Annotated in this window: 25 protein-coding genes; 9 read left to right on the plus strand and 16 right to left on the minus strand. The window is 60.6% G+C overall.

Features of this window, described 5'->3' with window-relative positions:
* Positions 1 to 5 precede the first annotated feature (5 nt).
* The 4 genes from AACW30_RS12495 (at position 6) to AACW30_RS12510 (ending at position 2,328) form a co-directional block, all read left to right on the plus strand.
* Positions 6 to 746: an FKBP-type peptidyl-prolyl cis-trans isomerase gene (locus AACW30_RS12495; protein ID WP_106580563.1), complete on the plus strand. Its 741-nt coding sequence runs from the start codon at positions 6 to 8 to the stop codon at positions 744 to 746.
* Between the two features lie 323 nt (positions 747 to 1,069).
* On the plus strand, positions 1,070 to 1,525 hold the full coding sequence (locus tag AACW30_RS12500; RefSeq protein ID WP_058420139.1) for a YkvA family protein: 456 nt from the start codon (positions 1,070 to 1,072) through the stop codon (positions 1,523 to 1,525).
* Positions 1,526 to 1,621: 96 nt separating this feature from the next.
* Positions 1,622 to 1,960, plus strand: a complete 339-nt coding sequence (locus tag AACW30_RS12505) for a helix-turn-helix domain-containing protein (protein ID WP_119735601.1) — start codon at positions 1,622 to 1,624, stop codon at positions 1,958 to 1,960.
* On the plus strand, positions 1,957 to 2,328 hold the full coding sequence (locus tag AACW30_RS12510) for a hypothetical protein (protein ID WP_010565198.1): 372 nt from the start codon (positions 1,957 to 1,959) through the stop codon (positions 2,326 to 2,328). Before AACW30_RS12505 ends, AACW30_RS12510 begins: the two co-directional genes overlap by 4 nt.
* On the opposite strand, the gene AACW30_RS12515 is transcribed toward AACW30_RS12510, so the two are convergent.
* Complete coding sequence (locus tag AACW30_RS12515) at positions 2,325 to 4,094, minus strand: bifunctional diguanylate cyclase/phosphodiesterase (RefSeq protein WP_200625097.1); 1,770 nt, start codon at positions 4,092 to 4,094, stop codon at positions 2,325 to 2,327. The genes AACW30_RS12510 and AACW30_RS12515 overlap by 4 nt on opposite strands.
* A gap of 117 nt (positions 4,095 to 4,211) precedes the next feature.
* The gene (locus AACW30_RS12520) at positions 4,212 to 6,293 is read right to left on the minus strand and encodes a carboxy terminal-processing peptidase (RefSeq protein ID WP_234452694.1); all 2,082 of its coding nucleotides are present in this window, start codon (positions 6,291 to 6,293) and stop codon (positions 4,212 to 4,214) included.
* Positions 6,294 to 6,431: 138 nt separating this feature from the next.
* Here AACW30_RS12520 and AACW30_RS12525 point away from each other — a divergent pair, with 138 nt between their 5' ends.
* Positions 6,432 to 7,394 (plus strand): zinc-binding dehydrogenase, encoded by a 963-nt coding sequence (locus tag AACW30_RS12525; RefSeq protein ID WP_200625098.1) that lies wholly within the window; start codon positions 6,432 to 6,434, stop codon positions 7,392 to 7,394.
* 151 nt (positions 7,395 to 7,545) lie between these two features.
* Here AACW30_RS12525 and AACW30_RS12530 read toward each other — a convergent pair whose 3' ends face one another.
* The 6 genes from AACW30_RS12530 to AACW30_RS12555 all read right to left on the minus strand — a co-directional run bounded on the left by AACW30_RS12530 (position 7,546) and on the right by AACW30_RS12555 (position 12,923).
* The gene (locus AACW30_RS12530; protein ID WP_179607099.1) at positions 7,546 to 8,199 is read right to left on the minus strand and encodes an HAD family hydrolase; all 654 of its coding nucleotides are present in this window, start codon (positions 8,197 to 8,199) and stop codon (positions 7,546 to 7,548) included.
* A 30-nt stretch (positions 8,200 to 8,229) separates the two neighbouring features.
* Positions 8,230 to 9,219 (minus strand): ABC transporter ATP-binding protein, encoded by a 990-nt coding sequence (locus tag AACW30_RS12535; protein WP_200625099.1) that lies wholly within the window; start codon positions 9,217 to 9,219, stop codon positions 8,230 to 8,232.
* Positions 9,216 to 10,016: an ABC transporter permease gene (locus tag AACW30_RS12540; protein WP_106580568.1), complete on the minus strand. Its 801-nt coding sequence runs from the start codon at positions 10,014 to 10,016 to the stop codon at positions 9,216 to 9,218. The genes AACW30_RS12535 and AACW30_RS12540 overlap by 4 nt, the downstream gene beginning before the upstream one ends.
* Positions 10,003 to 10,866 carry an ABC transporter permease gene (locus tag AACW30_RS12545; RefSeq protein ID WP_442793537.1) on the minus strand — a complete coding sequence of 288 codons (864 nt, stop codon included), beginning with the start codon at positions 10,864 to 10,866 and terminating at the stop codon, positions 10,003 to 10,005. Before AACW30_RS12545 ends, AACW30_RS12540 begins: the two co-directional genes overlap by 14 nt.
* The gene (locus AACW30_RS12550) at positions 10,845 to 11,651 is read right to left on the minus strand and encodes an alkaline phosphatase family protein (RefSeq protein WP_106580570.1); all 807 of its coding nucleotides are present in this window, start codon (positions 11,649 to 11,651) and stop codon (positions 10,845 to 10,847) included. Before AACW30_RS12550 ends, AACW30_RS12545 begins: the two co-directional genes overlap by 22 nt.
* Before the next feature lie 204 nt (positions 11,652 to 11,855).
* Entirely contained in the window at positions 11,856 to 12,923 is a 1,068-nt protein-coding gene (locus AACW30_RS12555; protein ID WP_200625101.1) for an ABC transporter substrate-binding protein, read from the minus strand.
* A 353-nt stretch (positions 12,924 to 13,276) separates the two neighbouring features.
* On the opposite strand from AACW30_RS12555, the gene AACW30_RS12560 reads away from it, so the two are divergent.
* Positions 13,277 to 13,990 carry a UTRA domain-containing protein gene (locus tag AACW30_RS12560; protein WP_106580572.1) on the plus strand — a complete coding sequence of 238 codons (714 nt, stop codon included), beginning with the start codon at positions 13,277 to 13,279 and terminating at the stop codon, positions 13,988 to 13,990.
* Between the two features lie 170 nt (positions 13,991 to 14,160).
* Here AACW30_RS12560 and AACW30_RS12565 read toward each other — a convergent pair whose 3' ends face one another.
* Genes AACW30_RS12565 through AACW30_RS12600 form a run of 8 tightly spaced genes read right to left on the minus strand, consistent with a single transcriptional unit; the run spans position 14,161 to position 20,315 of the window.
* A complete protein-coding gene (locus AACW30_RS12565; protein ID WP_106580573.1) occupies positions 14,161 to 15,117 on the minus strand; it encodes a metal ABC transporter substrate-binding protein in 957 nt (318 codons plus the stop codon).
* The gene (locus AACW30_RS12570) at positions 15,117 to 16,016 is read right to left on the minus strand and encodes a metal ABC transporter permease (protein ID WP_179677925.1); all 900 of its coding nucleotides are present in this window, start codon (positions 16,014 to 16,016) and stop codon (positions 15,117 to 15,119) included. Before AACW30_RS12570 ends, AACW30_RS12565 begins: the two co-directional genes overlap by 1 nt.
* Entirely contained in the window at positions 16,013 to 16,759 is a 747-nt protein-coding gene (locus tag AACW30_RS12575; RefSeq protein ID WP_200625102.1) for a metal ABC transporter ATP-binding protein, read from the minus strand. The genes AACW30_RS12570 and AACW30_RS12575 overlap by 4 nt, the downstream gene beginning before the upstream one ends.
* Positions 16,756 to 17,676: a metal ABC transporter substrate-binding protein gene (locus AACW30_RS12580; RefSeq protein WP_179677923.1), complete on the minus strand. Its 921-nt coding sequence runs from the start codon at positions 17,674 to 17,676 to the stop codon at positions 16,756 to 16,758. The genes AACW30_RS12575 and AACW30_RS12580 overlap by 4 nt, the downstream gene beginning before the upstream one ends.
* Before the next feature lie 20 nt (positions 17,677 to 17,696).
* Positions 17,697 to 18,257, minus strand: coding sequence for a DUF6162 family protein (locus AACW30_RS12585; protein WP_200625103.1), 561 nt, complete (start codon positions 18,255 to 18,257; stop codon positions 17,697 to 17,699).
* Entirely contained in the window at positions 18,254 to 18,583 is a 330-nt protein-coding gene (locus AACW30_RS12590) for a hypothetical protein (RefSeq protein WP_200625104.1), read from the minus strand. The genes AACW30_RS12585 and AACW30_RS12590 overlap by 4 nt, the downstream gene beginning before the upstream one ends.
* A complete protein-coding gene (locus tag AACW30_RS12595; protein ID WP_200625105.1) occupies positions 18,580 to 19,116 on the minus strand; it encodes a thiamine pyrophosphate-binding protein in 537 nt (178 codons plus the stop codon). Before AACW30_RS12595 ends, AACW30_RS12590 begins: the two co-directional genes overlap by 4 nt.
* Positions 19,116 to 20,315 carry a PepSY-associated TM helix domain-containing protein gene (locus tag AACW30_RS12600; RefSeq protein ID WP_119735582.1) on the minus strand — a complete coding sequence of 400 codons (1,200 nt, stop codon included), beginning with the start codon at positions 20,313 to 20,315 and terminating at the stop codon, positions 19,116 to 19,118. The genes AACW30_RS12595 and AACW30_RS12600 overlap by 1 nt, the downstream gene beginning before the upstream one ends.
* A gap of 290 nt (positions 20,316 to 20,605) precedes the next feature.
* Between AACW30_RS12600 and leuC the strand changes: the two genes are divergently transcribed.
* The 3 genes from leuC to AACW30_RS12615 all read left to right on the plus strand — a co-directional run bounded on the left by leuC (position 20,606) and on the right by AACW30_RS12615 (position 24,217).
* Positions 20,606 to 22,024 (plus strand): 3-isopropylmalate dehydratase large subunit, encoded by a 1,419-nt coding sequence (gene leuC, locus AACW30_RS12605; protein ID WP_200625106.1) that lies wholly within the window; start codon positions 20,606 to 20,608, stop codon positions 22,022 to 22,024.
* Positions 22,021 to 22,635 (plus strand): 3-isopropylmalate dehydratase small subunit, encoded by a 615-nt coding sequence (gene leuD / locus AACW30_RS12610; protein ID WP_169368613.1) that lies wholly within the window; start codon positions 22,021 to 22,023, stop codon positions 22,633 to 22,635. Before leuC ends, leuD begins: the two co-directional genes overlap by 4 nt.
* Positions 22,636 to 23,152: 517 nt before the next feature.
* The gene (locus AACW30_RS12615) at positions 23,153 to 24,217 is read left to right on the plus strand and encodes a KamA family radical SAM protein (RefSeq protein WP_234452695.1); all 1,065 of its coding nucleotides are present in this window, start codon (positions 23,153 to 23,155) and stop codon (positions 24,215 to 24,217) included.
* The last annotated feature ends 4 nt before the right edge of the window (positions 24,218 to 24,221 follow it).

Here is a 24,221-nt window from a genome sequence, read left to right on the forward strand (position 1 = left end):
ATAGCATGAAACAGCATCGGTTGGCGGCGGCGGTGGCCCTGGTTAGCCTGGTACTTGCGGGTTGTGATTCGCAGACCAGCGTAGAGCTGAAAACCCCGGCGCAGAAAGCTTCCTACGGTATCGGCCTGAACATGGGCAAAAGTCTTGCCCAGGAAGGCATGGATGACCTGGACTCCAAAGCGGTAGCCCAAGGCATCGAAGATGCCGTCGGCAAGAAAGAACAGAAGCTGAAAGACGACGAACTGGTTGAAGCGTTTGCCGCACTGCAGAAGCGTGCAGAAGAACGTATGACTAAAATGAGCGAAGAGTCGGCAGCCGCCGGCAAGAAATTCCTCGAAGAAAACGCCAAGAAAGACGGCGTAGTGACCACTGCTTCCGGTCTGCAGTACAAGATCGTGAAGAAGGCCGATGGCGCTCAGCCTAAGCCAACCGACGTGGTAACTGTGCACTACACCGGCAAGCTCACCAACGGCACCACCTTTGACAGCTCCGTTGATCGCGGTAGCCCGATTGACCTGCCGGTCAGCGGCGTGATCCCGGGTTGGGTCGAAGGCCTGCAACTGATGCACGTTGGCGAGAAGGTCGAGTTGTACATCCCGTCTGACCTGGCCTACGGCGCTCAGAGCCCGAGCCCGGCGATTCCAGCCAACTCCGTGCTGGTATTCGACCTGGAACTGCTGGCCATCAAGGACCCAGCCAAGGCTGAAGCCCCTGACGCACCTGCTGCTCCAGCCGCCAAGAAGTAATCGGCGCCTGAACAGACAACGCCCCGTTTCGACGGGGCGTTGTCGTATCTGCGGCCCGGTAAATCCGCCTGATTCACAACCGACGTAAATTCAAACGAACCCCTGCAAGCTGAAACAGTCTGATATAAGACTCGAGCACGGGTAGCCGCACATCAACGCCAAGTCAATGAAATCTTGGGTTTTTTTTATGTGCGCAAAAAACGCCCGATCTGACTGAAAGCCTTGTAGTCCGTGGCTTTCAGCCGATAAATCAGGCTCTGTTCACAAGGTTATCCACAATTTGTGTGGATAACCTTTTATGTCGCCTGGAACTGGAGTGACAGATGAAACCACCGTTCAATTTCACCCGTTTCCTGCCCATGGCCGCGCGTCTGCTTGGCCGTGGGCGTTTGCCAACCCTACTGTTTGCCGTCGCCGCAAAAGGCTCAAGCCAGGGCAACCGCCTGGGTAAGCTCAAGGATGATCTCAAATTGCTTCAGGCCCTGTGCTTGGCCTACTGGCGCGGCGAATACCGGGCGATCAGCCCCAAGGCGCTGATTTCGGTAGTGGCGGGCTTGATGTACTTCCTCAGCCCGATTGACGCAATCCCGGACTTTATTCCGGTATTTGGCATGCTCGATGACATCGCCGTGCTGGCATGGGTCATGAAGACCCTGGACGGCGAACTGAGCGCCTTTCGCGCCTGGCGCGACGCCCAGCGCCCGGAAAAGCTCGCGGTGGTTGAGCGCCTGCCTGCGACGCCTGCGCTGCTGGCTGAGGAAAACCCGCAAAAAAACTGATCACACGGATATCCCCCTGCGACCTTTGTGGCTGTTAGGATTACACTCCTAAGGAAAGAGCTTACTTAGTGAGTGTTGTTATCCTACGGGGCAGTCATGGATATTCAGATAATTTCACGCAATGGCGAACCCGAGTACGCGGTGTTGCCATGGGACCAGTACCAGGCGCTACTAAAAGCCGCCGGTCAGCAACAACCAGCACTCCCTCCTTCTTCTGACGCTCAGGTCGCTCCCGATCAGGCTTTGCGCCCGCTCGCGGACCTGCGCGGCCTGCGTGAAACCCGGGGACTGGCCATCGAAACCCTGGCCCGCACCGTGGGTATCAGCCCCTCGTATCTCGGATTGATCGAAAGTGGTGAACGCCAGCCGGATGCCGCCATTCGCCGCAGCCTGGCCTGGGAATTGGGCGTTGCAGGTTGGAGGGATGAATCTTGAGCCTACGTATCAGCCGTCAACACTGGGATGGATTACTCAACGAACTGGATCAGGCGCGCCGCCAGCGTCATCTGCTGACCTACCGCGCGCTGCTGGAGCGCCTGCAATTTCCCACGCCGGCGATGCAGACCCTGGCCGCCGCCCTCGAGCACCTGGCCGCGCTGGACGCCAAGGCCGAGCAGCCGTTGCGCAGCTCACTGGTGATCAGCCAGGGTGCCAGTCGCCTGCCGCGTACCGGTTTCTTCGAATGTGTGGAGCGCCTGGGGCGTTTCAGCGGGCCGTCCGATGGCGTGGCCGCCGCATCCTGGCACGCCTCGGAAGTGGTGCGCGTGTTCGAATACGATTATCCGGAATCTGCCGAGGCTTAAAGCGCCTGGGCCAGCATGTCCATGCTGTCGATCACATGAATGCTGTAGCCCGCCACATCCTTGGCGTGGTGCTTGGCCTGCGAGGCCAGCTCCGCCAACTGGCTGGCATCGAGTTGCCCACAGGCCTGTGGATATAAATGCACCACGCCGATGGACAGCGACAACAAGGCGAATTCCTGACGCGCGCCCTGGCGGTTCAATGCCACAAAGCAGCCGGCGTCGAGGTGTTCGGCGCGGTAGAAGCGTCGGCACTGGGTGTGAAAATCATCCAGCAACTGGTTAAGCCGCTTGCGCCAATCCTGTGGGCCGAGCACCAGCAAAAAATCATCGCCGCCTATATGCCCGACAAAGTCGCGGCTGGGGTCAACCCGGTCGTTGAGGCACTGCGCCAGGCACAGCAAGACCTCATCCCCGCGCCCGTAACCGTAGATATCGTTGAACGGCTTGAAGCTGTCGATATCCACGTAGCAGATCACTGACTCTCGTTGTTGCTGCAACAGCCGCGTCAGGCATTGCTGGATCGGCACGTTGCCCGGCAGCAGCGTCAGCGGGTTGGCGTAACGCGCCTGCTGGATCTTCAGCTCGGTGATCAGCTTGAGCACATCGATCACCCGCCCCAGGCCCAGGTAATCGCCATTGAGCGTGATGATGAAATCCTCTTCAATCCGTTGCCGCGCGCGGCTCGTCAGCAGGCGGCTGACTTGCTGCAGCGATTGGCTCAATTCAACCGCCAAAAAGTCATCGCTCATCAAACGGCTGATGGGCTTGCGCGCGAACAGATCGGTGGCGAAGGGCTTGAGCAGTGCGTCCGATAATGAATGCCGGTGCACGATGCCGACCGGGTGGCCACGCCCGTCCAGCACCGCCAGCGAATTGAGATTGGCCTGGCGGCGGAACGACTCCAGCACCTGGGCGGTGGCAGTGTCCTGATCCACCGCCGGCTGCTCGTTAAGCAGGGCACTGAGGTCGCTGCCTTCTTCGCTGAGGGCGAGGTTGGCATTATCCTGCTTGGGCAGCATCAGGCGTGCTTCCTGGGGCGGCTGCTCCTGCGGGCGGCAAAGCAGGTAGCCCTGCACCAGGTCCACGCCCATCTCGGTCAACACCGCCAGTTCTTCGGGTAGCTCAATACCTTCGGCAATGACCTGTGCCCGCGACGCCCTGGCGATTTGCAGGATGGAGCCGACGAACTCACGCTTGAGCGCGTCCTGATGGATGCCGTCGATAAAATGCCGGTCAATCTTCACGTAGTCAGGGCGCAGCTCCGACCACAACCGCAGGCTGGAATAGCCGGCGCCCAGGTCATCCAGGGCGATGGCGAAGCCCATGTCGCGGTAATGGTGCAGTGCGGTTTGCAGCAGATCGAAGTCGTCGGTGGGGGTCTGCTCGGTGAGTTCGATCACCACTTGGCTGGGGGGAATGCCGAAGTCGCGCAGCAATTGCAAAGTGCGCCCCGGTTGATGCGCGGTCTCCATCAAGGATTCCGGCGAGATATTCAGGAACAGCTTGCCTGGCAGTTTCTGTTCGCTGAACCGTCGACACGCGCTTTCGCGGCAGGCCATCTCCAGCTCACTGAGGCGCCCGGCATGCCCGGCCACTGAGAACAGCGCGACCGGGGAGTGCAATGGACTATTGGAGGGGCCACGGCTGAGGGCTTCGTAGCCGAGGATGCGCCGTTCGGACAGGCAAATGATCGGTTGGAACAGGCTGTGCAAACTGCCTTGAGCCAGGATAGAGCCCAATGCATTCAGCTGTTCGGTCATGGTCATGGCGATCTCGATCGAAAAAAAGGACCGCAGGCTTGGCGCCTGCGGTCCTTCATTTCACGACAGAATGATGTCTATATGATGACACTCCGAGGAGCGATCACATTAAATTGCCATCATTTACTGCTTGGCCACCTGTTTGCTGATTTTCAGGTAGTCGAGCAGGATCCGGCCTGTTTCAGACAGGTAGGCGTCGTCTTCCGGCTTGGTTTTTTCCGGCTCGGTCGGCAGCGCATCTTCATCTTCTTTCTTCAGTTCCTTGAGCGGGTCTTCGCCTTTGGCCTTGCGGCGGGCGTTTTCCAGTACCAGTTGCTGATTTTCGATGCTGGTGTGCTGCGCACGGCGATCGGCTTCGTTGAGGCTGACGGTTTTCTCTTCCATCAGCTTCTTGGCCAGGGCCAGTTTGTCGCGGATGAACACAAACTCGGCATCCTTGGCGGAGCGCGCGTCATGGTCAGCCTTCAACTGCGTCAGGAACGGTTTGAACGGGTCCGACGCCGGCTTGATCGCAGGGCGGATGGTGTCCCACGGCATGGCTTCAGGCAGGGCGCTCTCGCCGATTTCCTTGGTGTCGATGATCGACGGGAAGTCGACATCCGGCAGCACGCCCTGATGCTGGGTGCTCTGCCCGGAAACCCGGTAGAACTTGGCCAGTGTCAGTTTCAGCTCGCCATGGTTAAGCGGCTGAATGGTCTGCACGGTGCCTTTACCGAAGGTCTGGCCGCCGACGATCAGCGCACGGTGGTAGTCCTGCATCGCGCCGGCGAAAATTTCCGAGGCCGAAGCCGAGAGGCGGTTGACCAGCAACGCCATCGGCCCTTTGTAGAAGGCACCCGGGTTCTCGTCCTCAAGCACATCGACACGGCCGTCAGCGTTGCGTACCAACACGGTCGGGCCTTTGTCGATAAACAGGCTGGTCAGCTCGGTGGCTTCCTGCAGGGAACCGCCGCCGTTGTTGCGCAGATCGATCACTACGCCGTCGACTTTGTCCTTCTGCAGTTCGGTCAGGATTTTCTTCACGTCGCGGGTGGTGGACTTGTAGTCCGGATCACCGGCACGGAACGCTTTGAAGTCCAGGTAGAAGGCCGGGATCACAATCACGCCCAGCTTGTAATCCTTGCCATCCTGCTTGAGGTTCAGGATCTGCTTCTGCACGGCCTGGTCTTCAAGCTTCACCGCTTCACGGGTGATGGAAACGATCTTGCTGGTCTGGTCGTTCGGTGCATTGGTGTGCGGAATCACTTCCAGACGCACCACGCTGCCTTTTGGCCCGCGGATCAGCTTGACCACTTCGTCCAGACGCCAGCCGACCACGTCGACCATCTCTTTGTCGGCCTGGGCCACGCCGATGATCTTGTCGGCCGGGGCGACCTGCTTGGTCTTGTCTGCCGGACCTGCCGGCACCAGACGCACGATCTTGACCTGGTCATTGTCGCTTTGCAGGACGGCACCGATGCCCTCCAGCGACAGACTCATGTTGATATCAAAGTTTTCCGCGTTATCTGGCGACAGATAATTGGTATGCGGGTCGTAGGACATCGCGAAGGTGTTGATGTAGGCCTGGAAGATATCTTCGGCACGGGTCTGGTCCAGACGTGCCAGCTGATTCTTGTAGCGCTTGGTCAACAGCTCTTGAATGGCCTTGGGCTCTTTGCCGGCGATCTTCAAGCGCAGCACTTCGTCCTTGACGCGTTTGCGCCACAGGTCGTCAAGGGCGGCGCTGCTGGTCAGCCAAGGCGCGTCCTTGCGATCCACCAGAAGGGTTTCCTTCTGGGTGAAGTCAAGCTTGTCGACGCCTTTGTCCAGCTCACCCAGGGCGAAGTCCAGACGCGCTTTGACGCGGTCCAGGTAACGCTTGTAGATGGTGAAGCCGGGCTGCAGGTCGCCGCTTTTGAGGAAGTCGTCGAACTGGGTCTTCCACTTATCGAACTCAGCGATATCGCTGGCCAGGAAGTAGCTGCGCGACGGGTCCAGCAGCTTGAGGTAGCTGTCGTAGATGATCACCGAGCGCGCGTCGTCCAGCGGCGGCTTGCTGTAGTGATGGCGCTTGAGCAACTCGACGACGTTAAGGCTTGCAATCACCTCATCGCGATCAGGCTGAAGGTTGTCCCAGCTGTTGGCTGCGAACGTATTGGTCGACATCGACGCGAAGCCGAGACCAATGAAAAAAGCGAGGGCGGTGCTGGGGAACAGATGCTTCATGCTGATTCGACGCGGGGGCAATTGATAACGCATATTAGGCCGTCTTTGAGGGAGCCGGTTCCATATGATCCGGTCGCATAATGCAAAAAGCCCGGCGCTACAGCTACGGGCTCAGTCCAGACTCACTATGGAGGCACTGTGAAAGCATTGCAAGGCGTTGAAGGTCATGTGGAGTGGCTGACAGAACCCAGCCCTACCTGCGATGTAGGCCAAGTTCGCGTTCGTGTGGCGGCTGCGGGCCTTAATCGCGCCGATTTATTACAGCGCGCCGGGCTCTATCCGCCGCCGCCTGGCGCCAGCCACGTGCTGGGTCTTGAGTGCGCCGGGGTTATCAGTGAGGTCGGGCCGGGGTCGTCCTGGCAGGTCGGTGACCGCGTTTGCGCATTGCTCGCCGGTGGCGGCATGGCCGAAGAAGTGGTGGTGGATGCGCGCCATGTACTGCCTGTGCCGGAAGGTTTGTCGCTGACCGAAGCAGCGGCTCTGCCCGAGGTGTACAGCACGGCGTGGCTGAATCTGTTCCAGCTGGCGGGCCTCAAGCCCGGTGAAAAAGTCTTGCTGCATGCCGGCGCCAGTGGCGTGGGCTCGGCGGCGATCCAGCTGTGCAAGGCGTTTGGCAGCCCGTGCTGGGTCAGCGTCGGCTCGGCGCAGCGCCTGGCGTACTGCGAGGCACTCGGTGCCCAGGGCGGCGTGGTACGTAATGACGGCATTGAAGGGCTAAGCGATTTCGGGCCGTTCGATGTGATCCTCGACCCGGTGGGTGGCAACTACGCCGCGCTGGACCTCAAGCTGCTGGCCCTGGACGGCCGTTGGGTATTGATCGGCTTGATGGGCGGGCGCGACGCGCAGCTCGACCTGGCGCAGGTGCTGGGCAAGCGCATTCAGCTGCTCGGCTCGACCCTGCGCAGCCGCAGCGATCAGTTCAAGGCAGACCTGTTCAGTGATTTGAGCCAGCATGTATGGCCCCTGTTTGCCGAGGGACGCTTGAGCCCGCAACTGGCCAAGACCTTCCCGATCAAGGATGCCGAGGCGGCGTTTGCCGAGTTGGCGAGCAACCAGATTTCCGGGAAATTGGTGTTGGTGATTGACGAGAGTTTGGTCTGACACCCGTCTCCGGCTGAAATGAGATCAAAGTGTGGGAGCGGGCTTGCTCGCGAAGGCGGAGTGTCAGATGAAACATTCTTCACTGACAAACCGCTTTCGCGAGCAAGCCCGCTCCCACAGTGGATTGGATTTCAATTCAAGGAGCGCAGTGTCACACCCAGTGATGAATCGGCCAGCCGGCCTTTTGCGCATGCTCACGCAACACCGGGTCCGGGTTCACCACCTGCGGGTGATCCACTTTCAGCAGCAGTGGCAAATCATTGCGTGAGTCCGAGTAGAAATACGCGCCGTCGAGCGTCTCGCTTTCTTGCTCCAGCCATTCCAGCAACCGCGTGATCTTGCCTTCACGGTACGTCAGTACACCCACGGTATGGCCGCTGTACACGCCATGGCTGACATCCAGGTCGATGCCCAGCACTTCATCAATACCAATACGTGCCGCAATCGGTTTGACCAAGTGGGTGCCCGACGCGGAAATCACCAGAATCCGGTCGCCGTTCGCGCGGTGGCGAGCGATGGTCTTGGTGGCGTCACTGTAGATCAGCGGCTCGATGACGTCCTCGACCCACGGCTCTACCAGGTGCTCGATCTCTTCCGGCGTGCGGCCGATCATGGGTTCCAGGCTGAAGTCCATGAACGCTTCCATGCGCAGCTTGCCCTGGCCGTAGGCGTCCATCAATTCGTTGTTCTTGCGCATGAATGACTCAGGGTCGACCCAGCCCAGGCGGCCCATCTGCTCGCTCCACAGGGTGGCGCAGTCGCCGTGGATCAAGGTGTCGTCCAAATCAAAAATTACCAATGCCATCCGTCATGCTCTCTGAAATAAATCGTGGCGTCAGGCTACTTCACACAACGCACTGGGGTCGATGGAAAGTGCCAGGCGCTGGCCATCCGGGTGCAGGTCCTCGGCGGAACGGTTGAGCACATCCACCACCAATTCCACGCCGCGTGCCTCGATGCGGTAGCGAATCACGTTACCCAGCAGGCTGTGGCTGCGCACCAGTGCGTCGAGTTCGCCGCTGCGGCTCAGTTCGATGGCCTCCGGGCGAATCGCAATGCGCCCACTGATCGGGCGTTGCAGCAATTGGCTGGCCTTGTCGGCGTCGAGCAGGTTGTAGTTGCCGATGAAACCGGCGGCGAACACATCCACTGGCGCGGTGTAGAGCGTCTCGGCATCACCGCTTTGCACAATCTTGCCCTGGTTCATCAGGAAGATGCGGTCGGACATGGTCAGGGCTTCTTCCTGGTCATGGGTGACGAAAATCGTGGTCAGCCCCAATTCGCGCTGGATCTGGCGGATCTGTTCGCGCAGGTGCTTGCGGATCCGCGCGTCCAGCGCCGACAGCGGCTCATCGAGCAGCAACAGGCGTGGGCGGGTCACCAGCGAGCGGGCGAGGGCCACGCGCTGGCACTGGCCACCGGACATCTGATGCGGGTAGCGGCCGGCGAGCTCTTTGAGCTCCACCAGTTGCAGCACTTCCTGCACGCGCTTATGGCTGTCGTCGGCGTTGACCTTTTGCATGCGCAGGCCGAAGGCAACGTTCTGCTCCACGGTCATGTTGGGGAACAGCGCGTAGCTCTGGAACACCATGCCGATGTGGCGTTTCTGCGGGCTGAGGGGAACGATGTCCTGGCCATCCAACAGAATTTTGCCACTGTCCACTGACGTGAGACCGGCGATGCAACGCAGCAAGGTCGACTTGCCGCAACCGGACGGGCCGAGCAGGGTGACGAATTCGCCCTTGGCGATCTCGCAATTGATGTCACTGAACACCGGGGTGCCGGCGTAGCCTTTTTGCAGGTGTTGGACGCTGACGAAGCTCATTGGCTTTTGTCCTTGTTCAAGATATTGGCGGCCCAGGTCAGCACCAGCACAAAGAAGAAATAGGAAATGACGACGGCACTGGTGAAGTGGCCGCTGCTGTTGCGCATGTTGTTGAGGTACACCTGCAGGGTTTCGTAGCGGGTGCCCACCAGGATGTTGGCGAACACGAACTCACCGAACAGGAACGAAAACGACAGCAGCAGCGCTACCATCAGGCCCTTGCGCAGGTTTGGCAGCACCACCAGGATTGCCGCCTGCCAGGTGCTCGCGCCGAGCAATTGCGAGGCGTCCATCAAGTCGCGCAGGTTGATCGCTTGCAGGTTGTTGGTGATCGCGCGGTACATGAACGGCAGGGCCACGGTGAAGTAGCAGCCGATCAGAATCCACGGCGTGCCCACCATCGCCAGCGGCCCGGAACCGTAGAGTTGCAGCAGGCCCACCGACGACACCACCGGCGGCACCGCGAAGGGCAGCAGGATGAGGATGTTCATCAGCGCGTCGAGCCGGGGGAAGTGGTAATGCACCACGAACAGCAGCGGCAGAATCAGCACCACTGACAGGATCAGCGCACCCACGCACACCAGCAGCGACTGGCCAAAGGCGGCCAGAAAGCGTGGGTCGCTCCACAGCTGCACATACCATTTCACCGTGAAGCCTGCGGGCAGGATCGTCGCTGACCAACTGCTGGCAATGGAGTAGACAAAGGTGCCCACCAGCGGCAACACCAAAATCGCAAACAACAGGTACACCACTACGCGATGGTAGAGGGAGGCCGAGCCGGCTTCAGCGCGAGACATGGTAGCTCCTCTTGAGCAGCAGTTGATGAACCACGGTGACCACGGTCATCAGCGCCACCAGCACCACCGCCAGGGCACTGGCCATGTTCGGGTCCAGGGAAATATCACCGGAGACCATCGCCGCGATGCGGATCGGCAACACGTTGAAGTTGCCGGTGGTCAGCGCGTACACCGTGGCATAGGCGCCCAGAGCATTGGCCAGCAGAATCACGAAAGTGCCGAGCAGCGCCGGGGTGAGCACCGGCAAGCCGATGTGCCGCCAGAACTGCCAGCCGCTGGCGCCCAGCAGCGAGGCCGATTCACGCCAGTCTTCACGCAACGCATCGAAGGCCGGGTAGAGCAGCAGCACGCCCAATGGAATCTGGAAGTAGGTGTACAGAATGATCAGGCCGGTTTTGGAATACAGGTTGAAGTCCTGAATGATTCCGGCCTGCTTGAGCATGATCGTGATGCTGCCGTTGAAGCCCAGCAGGATGATGAAGGCGAAGGCCAGCGGCACGCCGGCAAAGTTGCTGGTCATGTTGGCGAAGGCGGTGACGAAATTGCGCAACGGCCCATCGACGCGGCGCAACGAATAGCTGCCGAGCACCGAGATGATGATGCCGAACACGCTGGAGTAGAAGCTGATCTCCAGGCTGTACTGGATGGCTTGCAGGTAGAACTTCGAACTGAAGATCTTGATGAAGTTGGCCACGCCCCAGCCGAACTCGTCCGATTGCAGGCTGTTGATCAGTACCCACACCAGCGGGGCGATTTCAAACACGATAAAGAACAGCGCAAAGGGCACCAGGCAGAGGATCGCCAGCCATTTGCCACGGGTTAGGGAATTCACTTCAACAGCTCCCGGCATACAGGTTTGTCGTGGGGCACCCCGAGCAGTTCGCAGACAGTGCCACACAGTTCGGTTTGCTTGGGTCGGGCAGACGGGTCGAAGTTGAAGGCCGAGCCCAGCACAAACAGGGGCACTTCACGCTCCTCGGGCAGCAGGCCATTGTGCGAGCGATCGTTGTTCATGCCGTGGTCGGCGGTCACCAGCACCTGGTAGCCGGCGTCGAGCCAGCCTTGCAGGTAATCGGCGAGGATGATGTCGGCCGAGCGTGCGCTGTTGCGGTATTGCGAGGTATCGAGGCCGTGCTTGTGGCCGGCGTCATCGATGTTCATCGGGTGCACCACGAGGAAATTCGGCGCGTGTTTGCGGCGCAGGCTTTCGGCGTCGGCGAACAGGTGCGAATCCGGGTAGTGGTCATTCCAGTAGAAATGCCCGTGCTGGATCGCCAGCGCCTTGTCGTCGGTATGGCGATCACGCGCGGCAATAAAGGGCGTGCGATTATACAACTCGCTGACCCAGTGGTAAGCCGCCGCCGCTGTGGTGAGGCCGGCGTCGGTGGCGTAATGGAAAATGCTGCGCTGGTTGGACAGGCGCGAGACATTGTTGTGGACGATGCCGCTGTCGATGGGTGGCACGCCGGTGAGGATGCATTCATACAATGGCCGGGACAGGGCCGGCAGTTCACAGTCCAGTTTGTAAAGCGCTGCGCGTCCTGCGCCGATATAGGCCTGGAGATGCCCCATGGCATGTCGGGCAACCTCGTAGTTCAGGCCGTCGAGCACCACAAGGATGACGTTGTGCTTCATAGGGGCTGGGGCTCCGCGACGGTAGGTTCGACTCAATTTCCCTGGCTGAACGGGATCAAACATGTGGGAGCGGGCTTGCTCGCGAAAGCGGTGTGTCAGGCAACACTTCTTTCTCTGAACCACCGCTTTCGCGAGCAAGCCCGCTCCCACACAAGCCCGCTTCCACATTGGATCTCCAGTGGAGAGCCAATGTGGTTTGAAGCCTTACTGCATATTGATGATGACTTCTTCCTGCCATTTTTGCGGCAGTGCCTTGGAGGTCTTCTCCCAAGCGTCGGCATCCTTGATCGGCGTGACTTTCTTGTATTGCTCGTTCGGCAGCAGCTTGGCCTGCACGTCAGCCGGCAAGGTCAAGTGCTCGGCACGGATCGGACGGGCGTTGCCGCGCGCCAGGTTGGTCTGGCCGGCGTCGCTGAAGATGTACTCACGGGTCAGCTTGGCGGCGTTCGGGTGCTTGGCGTATTTGTTGATGATGGTGGTGTAGCCGGAAATCACCGAGCCGTCCGATGGGATCAGCACCACGTAGTCATCCGGGTTGGCCATCTTGGCTTTGTAGCTCAGGCCGTTGAAGTCCCAGACCACGCCCACTTCGACTTCGCCTTTTTCCATGGTGGCGATGGTCGGGTTGGCCAGCGACAGGCGGCCTTGCTTGGCGATGTCGGCGAACATCAGCAGCGCAGGCTGGATGTTCTTCTCGTCGCCACCGTTGGCCAAGGCTGCCGCGAGCACGCCGTTGGCGGCCTGGGCGGCGGTGCTCACGTCACCGATGGAAACTTTGTATTTGCCGGTTTTCAAGTCAGCCCAGCTTGTTGGGGCTTCGGAGCCGTGCAGCAGCTTTTTATTGACGATAAAGGCGATGGTGCCGGTGTAGGCCAGGGCCCAGTTGCCATCTTTATCTTTTGCCCAGTCCGGCACTTGCGCCCAGGTGCTCGGCTTGTACGGTTGGGCCACGCCCTGTTTCACCGCGATCGGGCCGAAGGCGGCGCCGACGTCACCGATATCGGCGCTGGCGTTGTCTTTCTCGGCGGCGAATTTGGCGATTTCCTGGGCCGAGCTCATGTCGGTGTCGATGTGCTTGAGGCCGTAGGTCTTGGCCAGGTCTTCCCAGGTGCCTTTCCAGTTAGCCCAGTCATCGGGCATGCCGACGCTGTTGACGGCGCCTTCGGCTTTCGCGGCGGCTTCCAGAGTCCTTAGATCGGTATCAGCAGCCATGGCGGCGGTGCACATGGCAATGGTCGAGCCTAACAGTGATGCCAGGAAAAGCTTTTTCATCCGAAGCTCCTTTGGGCGTTTTCAACGCGGCGTTTTTATGAACGTTTGCGGTGGTGTTGGTCTAGGTCAGAGCAATACCTGAGCCAATCTAGGCTCGGTGCATGACAGTTTCATGTCGATGTCGTTTTTTAATCGCTTTTGTCGCGCAGTGCAGGCTTAGCGTAGACCATGCCCAAGTGCCCGCAGGCCCTGGACTTGGCCGATGTATTGCAGGGTGTGGTGCAGGGCGTGGACAGCGACTGTCATCTGTCGGTCATCTGTAATGCCTAGGCTGGCACGCAGTAGCAAAAGCCCATTTACGGAGCGGTTTGTGCACCTGAACGGTGCTGGTCTAGTCCAGATAGGTAACGTTGATGCGTGATGAGGCAATCAAGGCGGTGACATCCATCGGCCTGGCGCTGCAAGAGCAGATCGACCACGGCCTGTTGCCGCCCGCGAGTAAATTGCCCGCCGAGCGCAAGCTCAGCGAGTTGTTCGGTACCACTCGCATTACCGTGCGGGAAGCCTTGTTACAGCTGGAAGCCCAAGGCCAGATTTACCGTGAGGAGCGCCGTGGCTGGTTCGTTTCGCCGCCGCGGCTGGCCTACAACCTGATGCAACGCAGCCACTTTCACGCGATGGTTGGGGATCAGGGCCGGGTGGCGTCCACCGAAGTGATTTCTGCGCGGCTGCAACCGGCGTCGGCAGCAGTGTGCGCGTGGTTGCAGTTGCCGGCGCTGTCGAGTGTGATCCAGATCTGCCGAGGCCGACGGATTGATGGGCGCCTGGTGTTGTATGTGGAGCACTACCTGAACCCGCAGTACTTTCCGGGGATTCTGGGGTGTGATCTGAATCAGTCGATGACCGAGCTGTATGCGCGCAAGTACGACCTGCACTATGGCCGTGTGCGCTTTGAAATCGTGCCGACGTCACTGCCGGTGGAGGCCGCCGCCGCGTTGCGCGTGTCGGTGGGCAGCCCGGGCTTGCGCATTGCCCGGGTCAACTATGACCAGCACCAGCGGTTGATCGACTGCGACCTGGAGTTCTGGCGCCATGATGCGATTCACGTAGGCGTGGATGTGGTGTGACATTCGGGTGCTGGGCTGGCCGACAGTCAGCGGATGCACCGCGAGCTTAATGGGGGAGCTGGCTTGCCTGCGATGCGGGCGCCTCGGTACATCAGGCAAATAACATTGATGCTATCGCAGGCAAGCCAGCTCCCACACTTGAACCGAGATCGACTTGAAGAATCGCTCGCCTATGGCATCAGTGTCTTGATCACCTGATCCACGTTGCCTTCCAACTCCGCCACCGGGTCCGCACCGTCGACGTTCAACACCAATAGCTGCGCACCGGATGCCGTCACTGCTGCTTTCACCGCTTCGCTCGGTTGACGATGGTGCAGCACCACGGCCACGTCGCTGTCCTTCAAGCGGGCGGTTAACCCCTGCAGCGCTTCGGGCGTCCAGTCGGCGTCCGGCCGTGCATCGGTGCTGACCACTTCCAGGTTCAGACTGCTGACCAGGTACGCAAAGTGATCGCTCAGGCTGACCACGCTCAGGTTATCGGCCTGCGCCAGGCGCGCTTCGCTGTCGGCGTTGAGTTTGAGCAGGCGCTGCTTGAGGGCGGCGAGGTTGGCATCAATCGTCGGTTTGGCATTCGGCGCCAGCCGGCTCAGGTCGGCGGCCATCACATCGGCCATGCGCCCCATATTGTTGCTTGACTGCCAGGGCTGGCTGTTCAGCCCGTCGGTGCTGCCTGGTTGCACGGCAATGCCCGGCAGGCCGCCGTCCACCGGGCGCGCAGCGTCGATTTCGACGATGCGGATATTGCTGCGCCGCGCCACCGGATACAGCGGGTCATCCGGCCACAACGAGCGCAGGCCGATGGCGGCGTCGGCGTCCGACGCGAGGGTATTCAGTGTCTGCGCGCCACGGCCGGTGAAGTAGGACACCTGCCGAGAACCTGGCAGGTTGGCAGGGGCGGCGCGTTCAAGCTTCACGTCGGTGCCTTTTAGCAGTACCTCGGCCAAGCCGTAAGTGATGGGCAACGAGGCCACGACTTTGACCGACTTCTTTGCTTTAGTCAGCGCGGCATGGCCGAGACCTTGGTTGACTTTGAAGTCGTTGGGATTAAAACCATCGACGGCGGCCAGCGCCGAAGTGCTGACCAAACAAGCGATGGCCAAGGCCAGTGGGCGAAAACAAGGGCGCATTATCCAAGATTCCCTTTGAGGCTGGGCACAGTGCCGCGCGCGATGGCGGCGAAGGCGAAAGCGATACCGGCAACCAGAATGATCGCGGCGCCGGACGGAATAGGCAGGTCGAAGATGATCGGCAGCAGGATGCCGCACAGCGTGCTGACGGTGGCGATCACTACCGACACCCAGAAAAAACCTTTGAGCGACTGGCTCAGCAGGCGCGCCGCCGCGGCTGGAATCACCAGCAGGGCGCCCACCAGGATCGCGCCGATGACCTTGACCGCCGCCACGGTGATCAGCGTCACCAGAATCACGAACAGGTAGTCCAGGGTCTTTACCGCCACACCGCGCACGGCGGCCAGTTGCGGGTTGAAACTGGCGAGCATGATGCGGTTGTACAGCGGCAACGCCAGCGCCATCACCAGCGAGCCGACCACGGCCAGCACCAGCAAATCATTGCCGTTGACCGTCAGCACCGAACCAAACAGCACGTTTTCCAGAATGTGCACGTTGATCTTGCCCGCCAGAATCAGCAACAGGCTCGCGCCCAACGCCAGCGACACGGAGAGGAACACGCCGATCAAGGTGTCCGGCGCCAGGCCGGTGCGGTTGCGCAGGTAATTGAGCAGGATGCCGAACAGCAGGCAGTAGCCGAACAGCGCACCATACGGCCCGGTATAGGGTTCACCTAACAGAATGCCCACGGCCACGCCGGTCAGCGCGGCATGCCCGACCGCTTCGGAGAAAAACGCGAAGCGCTTGACCACCACCAGCGTGCCCAGGCCGCCCAGTACCGGGCCGATCAGCAAACCGGCGAGCAAGGCATTGACCACAAACCCATAGGCCAGCGCTTCCGGCAGATAGCCGGAAGAGGCCCAGCTCTGGACCATCAGACGAAACGCTTCATAACTCATGGTGCCGGGCTCCGGGGGTGAGTGGAGAACAGGGTCAGCAGGCGGTCCGGGGTAAGCGCTTCTTTAGGCGTGGCGTCGAACAGCACACGACGGTTGAGGCCAGTGACGCGGTCGGCCAGGCGGCCCACAGCTTCAAGGTCGTGCTCGATCCACAGCACGGTGATCCCGGCCAGGCGCCAGTCATTCAGCAGGCGTTCAAAGACCTGGATGCCGGCTTCATCGAGCGCCGACATCGGTTCATCCAGCACCAGCAGGTGCGGAGCCGGAATCAGGCCCTGGGCCAGCAATACGCGCTGACGCTCACCGCCCGATAACGCGCCCATGCGGCGTTTACGTTTGTCCTGCATGCCCACCCGTTCGAGCGCCTCGCCGATTGCCCCGGCGTAGTGCCTGGACAGGCCGAGAAACGCCGGGCGCCGTTGACACATGGCGGCCATGAAGTCGTCGACGGTCATCGGCAAGCCACGGTCGAACTCCAGCGCTTGCGGTACATAGCCGATGGTGCCGGGCGTGGCCTGCCAGTGCAGGCGCAAGTGGCCCTGGTGCGGCATTTGCCCCAACAGGGTCTTGATCAGCGAGCTTTTACCGCCGCCATTGGGGCCCACCAATGCATGGATGCTGCCTGGCTCTACCTGGAACCTCACGCCGTCAAGAATGGTGGTGCGGCCCAGGGTCAGCGACACCGTGTCGAACTCGATTGTCGGACCAATGCTGGCCACCTTCAGCTGTTCCGCCGCCGTCATGCCCCGGACTCCTGAATCGCCCGCACCACGGTGTTGAGGTTGCCGGTCATTTCCACTTCGTACTTCTCAGGGGTGTATTCGCCGTAGGAGATATGCGATAGCGGGTACAGCTTCACGCCGGATTCGCGCTGGATGGTCTCGACGTAGGTGGACGGGAAATCCATCTCCGAAAAGATCACCTTCACGTCCAGGGCACGCAGTTCGTCGATGGTCTTCTTCAACTGGCTAGGGCTGGGCTCGATGCCGTGGGCAGGCTCGACCACCGCCGTGACTTCCAGGCCGAACTCACGCAGCAGGTAGTCGTAGGCCGCATGCACGGTGGCCACGCGCAGGTCGGGGTTGGGCGCGCTGGTCAGCTTGGCCAGCGCGTCGGCGCGCATCTGGCGCAGGCGCTTGCCGTACACACGGGCGTTCTGGGTGTAGGTCTTGGCGTTGTCCGGGTCGAGTTTGCCCAGCTCGCGGGCGATGTTGTTGACCTGGGCAATCGAGGCGCTGATCGACAGGAAGGTGTGCGGGTTGACCACCTTGCCTGCGCCGCGCGCGGCATTGCCGGTGGCGGCCAGCAGCGGCACGTTGGCGTTGGCCTCGATCACCGGGATGTCCGGGCGCTCGCTGGTGGCGATCATGCGGTCGGCGAAATCGTCATGACCGACGCCGTTGAGCACGATCACGTCGAGGGTGCCGATGCGCTTGATGTCTTCGGCGCGCGGCTCGTAGGCGTGTGGGTTGAAACCGGCCGGGATCAACGGCACCACCTCGGCCTTGTCGCCGACGATGTTGGTGACGTAGCTGTAATAAGGGTGCAGCGTAATGCCGATGCGCAGGCGTTTGGCCGCCTCGGCGTTGGCCAAAGGCGCCAGCAACACACTGAACAGACTGATCAGCAACAGGCGCAGCAGGGGAGATGAAATGGACATGGGCACTCGATCTTCTCGGGTCAGTGACGGTGCTGGCGCGTGACGCCGGCATCGAATTGCGCGACCACCTGCTGCCAGCCGGCCGCGATCAGCGCCTGGTCAGAGAGGTCGGAAGGGGCGGCGAGGTTGGCCTGGCGGTTGAGCCAGATATCCGGCTCGGCGCCGTGCACGCGCATCAGCAGCGAGCCGCTGGTGCTTGGCGTCTGGCTCACGCCCAAGTAGGCCGAAGGCTCCAGCAATTGCCAGCGATGGTCGCCACGGCTGACCGAACTGGCGTCCTGGGCAAACGGCGCAAACCCTTCTTCGGCCAATTGTTCAGGCGTTGGCAGGGCGCTTTGCTCCTGTTGCAGCAGCTGGATCTCATCCAGAGTCACCCGCAGGTCGGCGTAGATGCCTTGCTCGGAGGCACTGAGGTCGCGGCGTGCATCCAGCTGGTGGCTGGGCAGCGCCGCAACTTCCTGGGTTTCACCGTGCAGGGCGATCACCGAGCCGGCCACCGCCAGGATGATCAGGCACAGCAACAGCACGTAGAGGGTTTCGTGGCCGGCACCGGAGGGGCGTACAACTTGTGTGGTGCTCATTGAGGCTGGATATCCGCTTGGTCGATTTCCACCACGTGACCGGGGCCCGCGTCAAACAGCACATAGAACTCGGCGGCGGGCTTCTTGAAGGTCAGGGTCGAGTCCTGGCCAAGCTTGCCGGGCAGCAGGATGGTTTCGTCGTAGCCGATCACGTCCAGGGTCACGCCCGGGGCGCCGCTGCCGTCGGAGAAACCGCCGGTGCACTGGACCTGCTCGCCGGGGATTTCCTTGCATTCGCACATCGGGTTGTGGGCGAGGGCGGTGGTACTGAAACCGGCGCAGAGCAACAGTGCTGCACCGGCGCGGGTCAGGCGCGTCAACGTCATGGTTTAACTCCTTGCTTGTTCAGCCAGGCAATGGTGGCAGGCGAAGCCTGGCTCAGCGGGATGGAACCCTGGTGCATCGTGCCGTCCCAGCCTTCCATGGTGATCCACAGTTCGGCGTCGGCCGGCGTGCGTTCCGGCACCGGCAGGGCGGCGCCCATGCGGTACGGCGTGCCGAAGAAGATCACTCCGGCGGCGCGCAGGCTGCGGGGCTTGCCGATACGCAAGTAGGTGGCCTTGACCTGCTCGGCGCAGGTGTCGCACAGGGCAGCGTTGAAGAATTTCATCGGGCCGGCCGGGTCCGGGCGCGGGCCTTCATTGCGGAATTCGGCGAGTTTCAGGCTCCAGGGCCCGACCTGCACGTCACCGACCACTCGCTCACCAATGCCGGTATCCCCGCGAAACAACGCGGCATCGGCAAAGTACTTGGGCATGAACCCCAGCGGCACCAGCAACAGCAGGATGTTGATATGGAACCGCCATTTCAGCCAAACGGCGCGCAGCGGCGAAGGCGGTGTTGCACTGACCTTGCTCATTATTTGGCCTCCGAGGTTTCAGCCTGCAGGGCGGGAGCGGCAGCAGGCGCACGTTGGTTCTTGGCTTCGCGCTTGAGGGCATTGAGGGTGGCCAGCGCGGTGCGCTTGGTCCAGATCAGCAGGCCGCTCAACACCATCATGCTCAGCACCAGGCCGAAGAACGCCCAGATCAGCTTGATCCACAGCCCGCCAAAGTCGCCGGTGTGCAGCGGGCGCATGGATTCGGTGACGAACTCCAGCGTCGAGCGATCGGAGAGCAGGTGCGACACCGCGATTTCACCGCTGTAGGGGTTGAGTTGAGCGGTCTGGAACATCAACGGGTACCAGCCGCGCCCGCCGATTTGCAGGTGGCTGTAGGCGTTGAGCGGCAGGAACACGAATGTGGCGTCCAGCCCTGGAATGCGTTGGGTGGCGATTTCGATGGCTTCGTCCAGCGCGATCATCGGTGCCGGCACGCCGGGCGCAGACATCGGCACTTTCTCGCGAGCAATCACTGGGACGATCGGTTCGCTGGAGATGGAAATCTGGTTGTCCCCCAAAATCGCCTGGATCAAGAACCAGGTGCCGGTGATGGAAATCACCGCGATAAACCAGATCGACCAGATACCACTCAGGCGGTGGAAGTCGCCCCAGAAAATTCGCGCGCCGTGGCGGATGCGCAGGGTGGGGCGCAGAAAACCTTTCCAGAAGCGTTTATAGACGACCAGCCCGGTGACCAGCGACGCCAGCAATGGCAGGCCGAGCGCCGAAACCAGGTACCAGCCCCAACTGAAGCCGTTGGTGAACGGCACCAGCCACCAGCCATGCAGCGCGCGGGTAAATTGCTTGAAATCGAACGACGGGCTGATGCCCTGGATCGCCCCGGTGTACGGGTTGACGTAGACCTCCACGGAACGCCCGTCCGGGTAGCTGAGGTCGACACTCAGCGCAAAGTGCGTTTCGTCCGGGCGGATGATCGATTGCACGATCACCTGGGGTTCTTCGCGCTTGATGGCGGCAATCACCTGGTCAAAGCTCAGCATGTGGGCATCATCCGACGGCTTGCTCGCGCGGATATCCGGGTTGGCCAGCCAGACGATTTCCTGGCTGACCACCGCCAGGGTGCCGGTGACGCAGACGATCAGTACAAAAAACCAGATGGGCAATGCCAGCCAGCTGTGTACGAGAAACCAGAGTTTTGAGCGTGACTTCTTCGACATGTGAATGCGGGTCTTGATCGGAGGAGGGCGGAGGAGGCCCGGAAAAGGCCGGTCGTAGCTTTTGCTGACGCGACGGGCTGTATCTAAGTTAAGACGGATGAGGTTTGGAAATCCCTAACCCGGATATGAAAGAAAATGTTTCAGGTTTCCATTCAAGGCGCTGGCAGGCCTTCATCGAACACGAAACATGTTCCAAGCCATCACCCGGTCGCCATTGATAGGGCCCAAGGGCTGCGTAGGATGGATTTATACCGTTGAGCCCGCCTCAAGAAACGTGAGCCCTAAGAAAAATGACTGCCAGAACCCTCTACGCCAAACACATCGATTCCCACACGGTGTGCCCCCTGGATGACCAGGGCCATGTCCTGCTTTATATAGACCGCCAGGTGATCAACGAATACACCAGCCCCCAGGCCTTCAGCGGCCTGCGCGACGCCGGCCGCGGGGTGTGGCGTCCCGGCACGGCGCTGGCGGTGGTCGACCATGTAAACCCCACCACGCCCAAGCGCATCGCGGCGATGCCCGACGCAGGCGGGGCGCGGCAAGTCTCGTACCTGGCAGAAAACTGCCGCGATTTCGGCATCGAGCTGCTGGATATCCTCGACAAACGCCAAGGCATCGAACATGTAATCGCCCCGGAGCAGGGCTTTATCCTGCCGGGCATGGTGATCGCCGCCGGCGACAGCCACACCACCACCTACGGCGCCCTCGGCGCATTCGGGTTTGGCATCGGCACTTCGGAAATCGAGCACCTGCTGGCCTCGCAGACGCTGGTCTACAAACGCCTGAAAAGCATGCGCGTGACGGTTGAAGGCGACCTGGCGCGAGGCCTCACGTCCAAGGACGTCATCATGGCCTTGATCGGCAAGATCGGTGCCTCCGGAGCCACCGGCTACGCCATCGAATTTCGCGGCTCCACCATCGACGCGTTGAGCGTCGAGGCACGCATGACCATCTGCAACATGGCGGTCGAAGCCGGTGCGCGCGGCGCCTTCATGGCGCCGGACGAAAAAGTCTTCAGCTACCTCAAGGGCAAGCCCCGCGCGCCGAAGGGCGAGTTATGGGAACAGGCACTGGTGGGCTGGCGCCAATTGCATTCGGACGCCGACGCCGTGTTCGACCAGGAAGTGCACCTGGATGCAACCACCCTGGAACCCATGGTCACCTGGGGCACCAGCCCCGACCAGGCTGCCCCCATTGGCGCCCGCGTGCCCGACCCGCAGGACGTCAGCGACCTGATCCTGCGCCAGGACATGCGCCGTGCCCTTAACTACATGGGCCTGGAAGCCGGCATGCCGCTGAGCGACATCGTCATCAGCCATGCGTTTATCGGCTCCTGCACCAATGCCCGCATCGAAGACCTGCGTGACGCCGCCAGCGTGGTGCGCGGCAAACACGTGGCCGAGCACGTACGGGCGATGATCGTGCCCGGCTCCACCGAAGTGCGCGACCAGGCCGAGGCCGAAGGGTTGGCGGCGATCTTTATCGACGCCGGCTTCGAGTGGCGCCAGTCCGGCTGCTCGATGTGCCTGGCGATGAACGACGATGTGCTGGCCCCCGGCGACCGCTGTGCGTCCAGCACCAACCGCAACTTTGAAGGCCGCCAGGGCGCCGGCGCACGCACGCACCTGATGAGCCCGGCAATGGTCGCCGCTGCCGCGATCACCGGCCGCCTCACTGATATTCGCCACTTTGGAGACCGTGCATGAGCCTGCAACCTTTTACTGTGGTCACCGGCAAGGCCGCGCCGATGCTGGCCGCCAATATCGACACCGACGTGATCATGCCCAAGCAGTTTCTCAAAGGCATCGACCGCAGCGGCCTGGACCGGGGGCTGTTCTTCGATCTGCGCTTTCTGGCGTCCGGTGAGCCCAACCCCGCGTTCGTGTTGAACCAGCCGGGCTGGCAGGGCGCACGCTTCATGGTCGTCGGGCCCAACTTTGGCTGCGGTTCCAGCCGCGAGCACGCGGTGTGGGGCTTGAAACAAATGGGCATTCGCGCGCTGATCGGCAGCAGTTTTGCCGGGATCTTTTATGACAACTGCCAGCGCAACGGGGTGTTGCTCATCACTCTGGACGACGCGCAGGTGCACACACTCGGACAGGCTGTCAGCCAGGCGGATCAGGCGCAGATCAGTGTCGACCTGGAGGCTCAGCAAATTCGTCTGGCGGATGGCCAGGTCATTGCGTTCCAGATCGACACCTTGCGCAAGACCGCGTTGCTGCTGGGTCTGGATGCCATTGGCAGCACGTTGCAGCGCAGTGAGCAAATCAAAGCATTTGAACGCGAACATTTGGCTGCCAACCCTTGGCTCAGTTGATAAACACGTAGTTATATAAGTAGCCAACACAGCGCCCTCTTTTAATTAAGAGGGCGTTTTTGTGTGCTATTTACTTTTCAAATAACAGCCATTAAATGCCGGCTTCGCCCGCCATTACAGGCGGTGTGGCCAGTTGAAAGAGTAATCCCGGAAAAACCACAAGGGTATTGGGTTGACACCCCGCAGACCATCGGCTTAAGTGGGGGCTGGCTTGGAAGTCAGCACATTATAAGAAAGGGAAGTTAATATTATGGCCGTTGAGTGAGTGGTTATGTCTCCTGGGTGTCGGTGATCACGTTAATAACCTGATTGCGCGCGCTCGCCTGTAAACAGTTGTCTTTGTTGCAGATAGTAATGTTGTTCCGGTCCGGGACGGCAGGTACTTATCTGCCCATAACATAAGTTAAAACACAGAGAGTACCTACTCATGTCGATTTTTGATCAAGCCACCCATCGCTCGGTGCAATGGCAAGATTGGCGCTGGCAGCAAAAGCACGCCCTGCGCGATGAGCCGGCCTTGCGCATTGCCTGCGGGGGATGGAGTGAGGAAATAACGGCGCATATCGAGCACAACTTGCAAGACCGCAAGATGCAGATCACGCCTTATTACATTGATCTGATCAAGCGCTCACTCACCAGCGGCCCGATTACCGACCATCCGCTGTGGCGCCAAGTGGTGCCTTACTGGAGCGAGCAGGTGGCGGGCGATTACGACGGAACGTCGGAGAACTGGGAACTCGGGCATGAGATGAAAACGCCCATTTGCCAGCACAAGTACGACAACCGCGTGATCCTGCGCATGACCAACACCTGCAATGCCTATTGCCAATTTTGCTTTGAGGCACTGCGCACCTTGCAGGTCGGCACGGAGAAGGCCAACGCCAGCACCGACTCGTTCAAGGATTCGGTGGCGTACATCCGCGGCAACCCGGCCATTGAAGAAGTGATCCTAAGCGGCGGTGACCCGTTGATGCTGGGTGACCGCAAGCTGGAAGAAAACCTTGCGGCGTTGCGTTCGATCCGCGACGACCTGCTGATTCGAATCCATTCACGGGCGTTGAGTTTCAACCCGTTCCGGGTAACCGATGAATTGGTGGCCATGCTCGAGAAGTACAACGTCAACGCATTTGGGGTGCACGTTTGCCACCCACTTGAACTGACGGCTGATTTTGCGGCGGCGGTTAAACGTATTCAGCGTGCCGTGCCGATAGTGTTCTCCAACATGCCATTGTTGCGCGGCGTGAATGATGATGAAGCCACCTTGCATACACTCTTTATTGATCTTTATCGTCTCGGCGTAAAACCGTATTACTTGTATCACTTCATGCCGTTTTCGCCGGGGGCGTCCGAATATAAAGCCTCGATCAGCCAGGCGATCGCTATTATGGATCGGCTCAAACGGCGCGTGTCGAACATTGCCCTGCCCGAATATGTACTGCCGCACGCACAAGGCAAGTTTACGGTGCCGTTGCTGGACTTTGAAAAGCCTGAAGACTTGCCACATTTTGAAGTGCACGAGGGGCAGCGCCATTATCGTTTTCGTAATTGGGAAGGGCACTGGTGCAGTTGGCAGGATGCCTGAATTA

The organism is Pseudomonas sp. MF6747 (assembly GCF_963890955.1).
Classification (GTDB): domain Bacteria; phylum Pseudomonadota; class Gammaproteobacteria; order Pseudomonadales; family Pseudomonadaceae; genus Aquipseudomonas.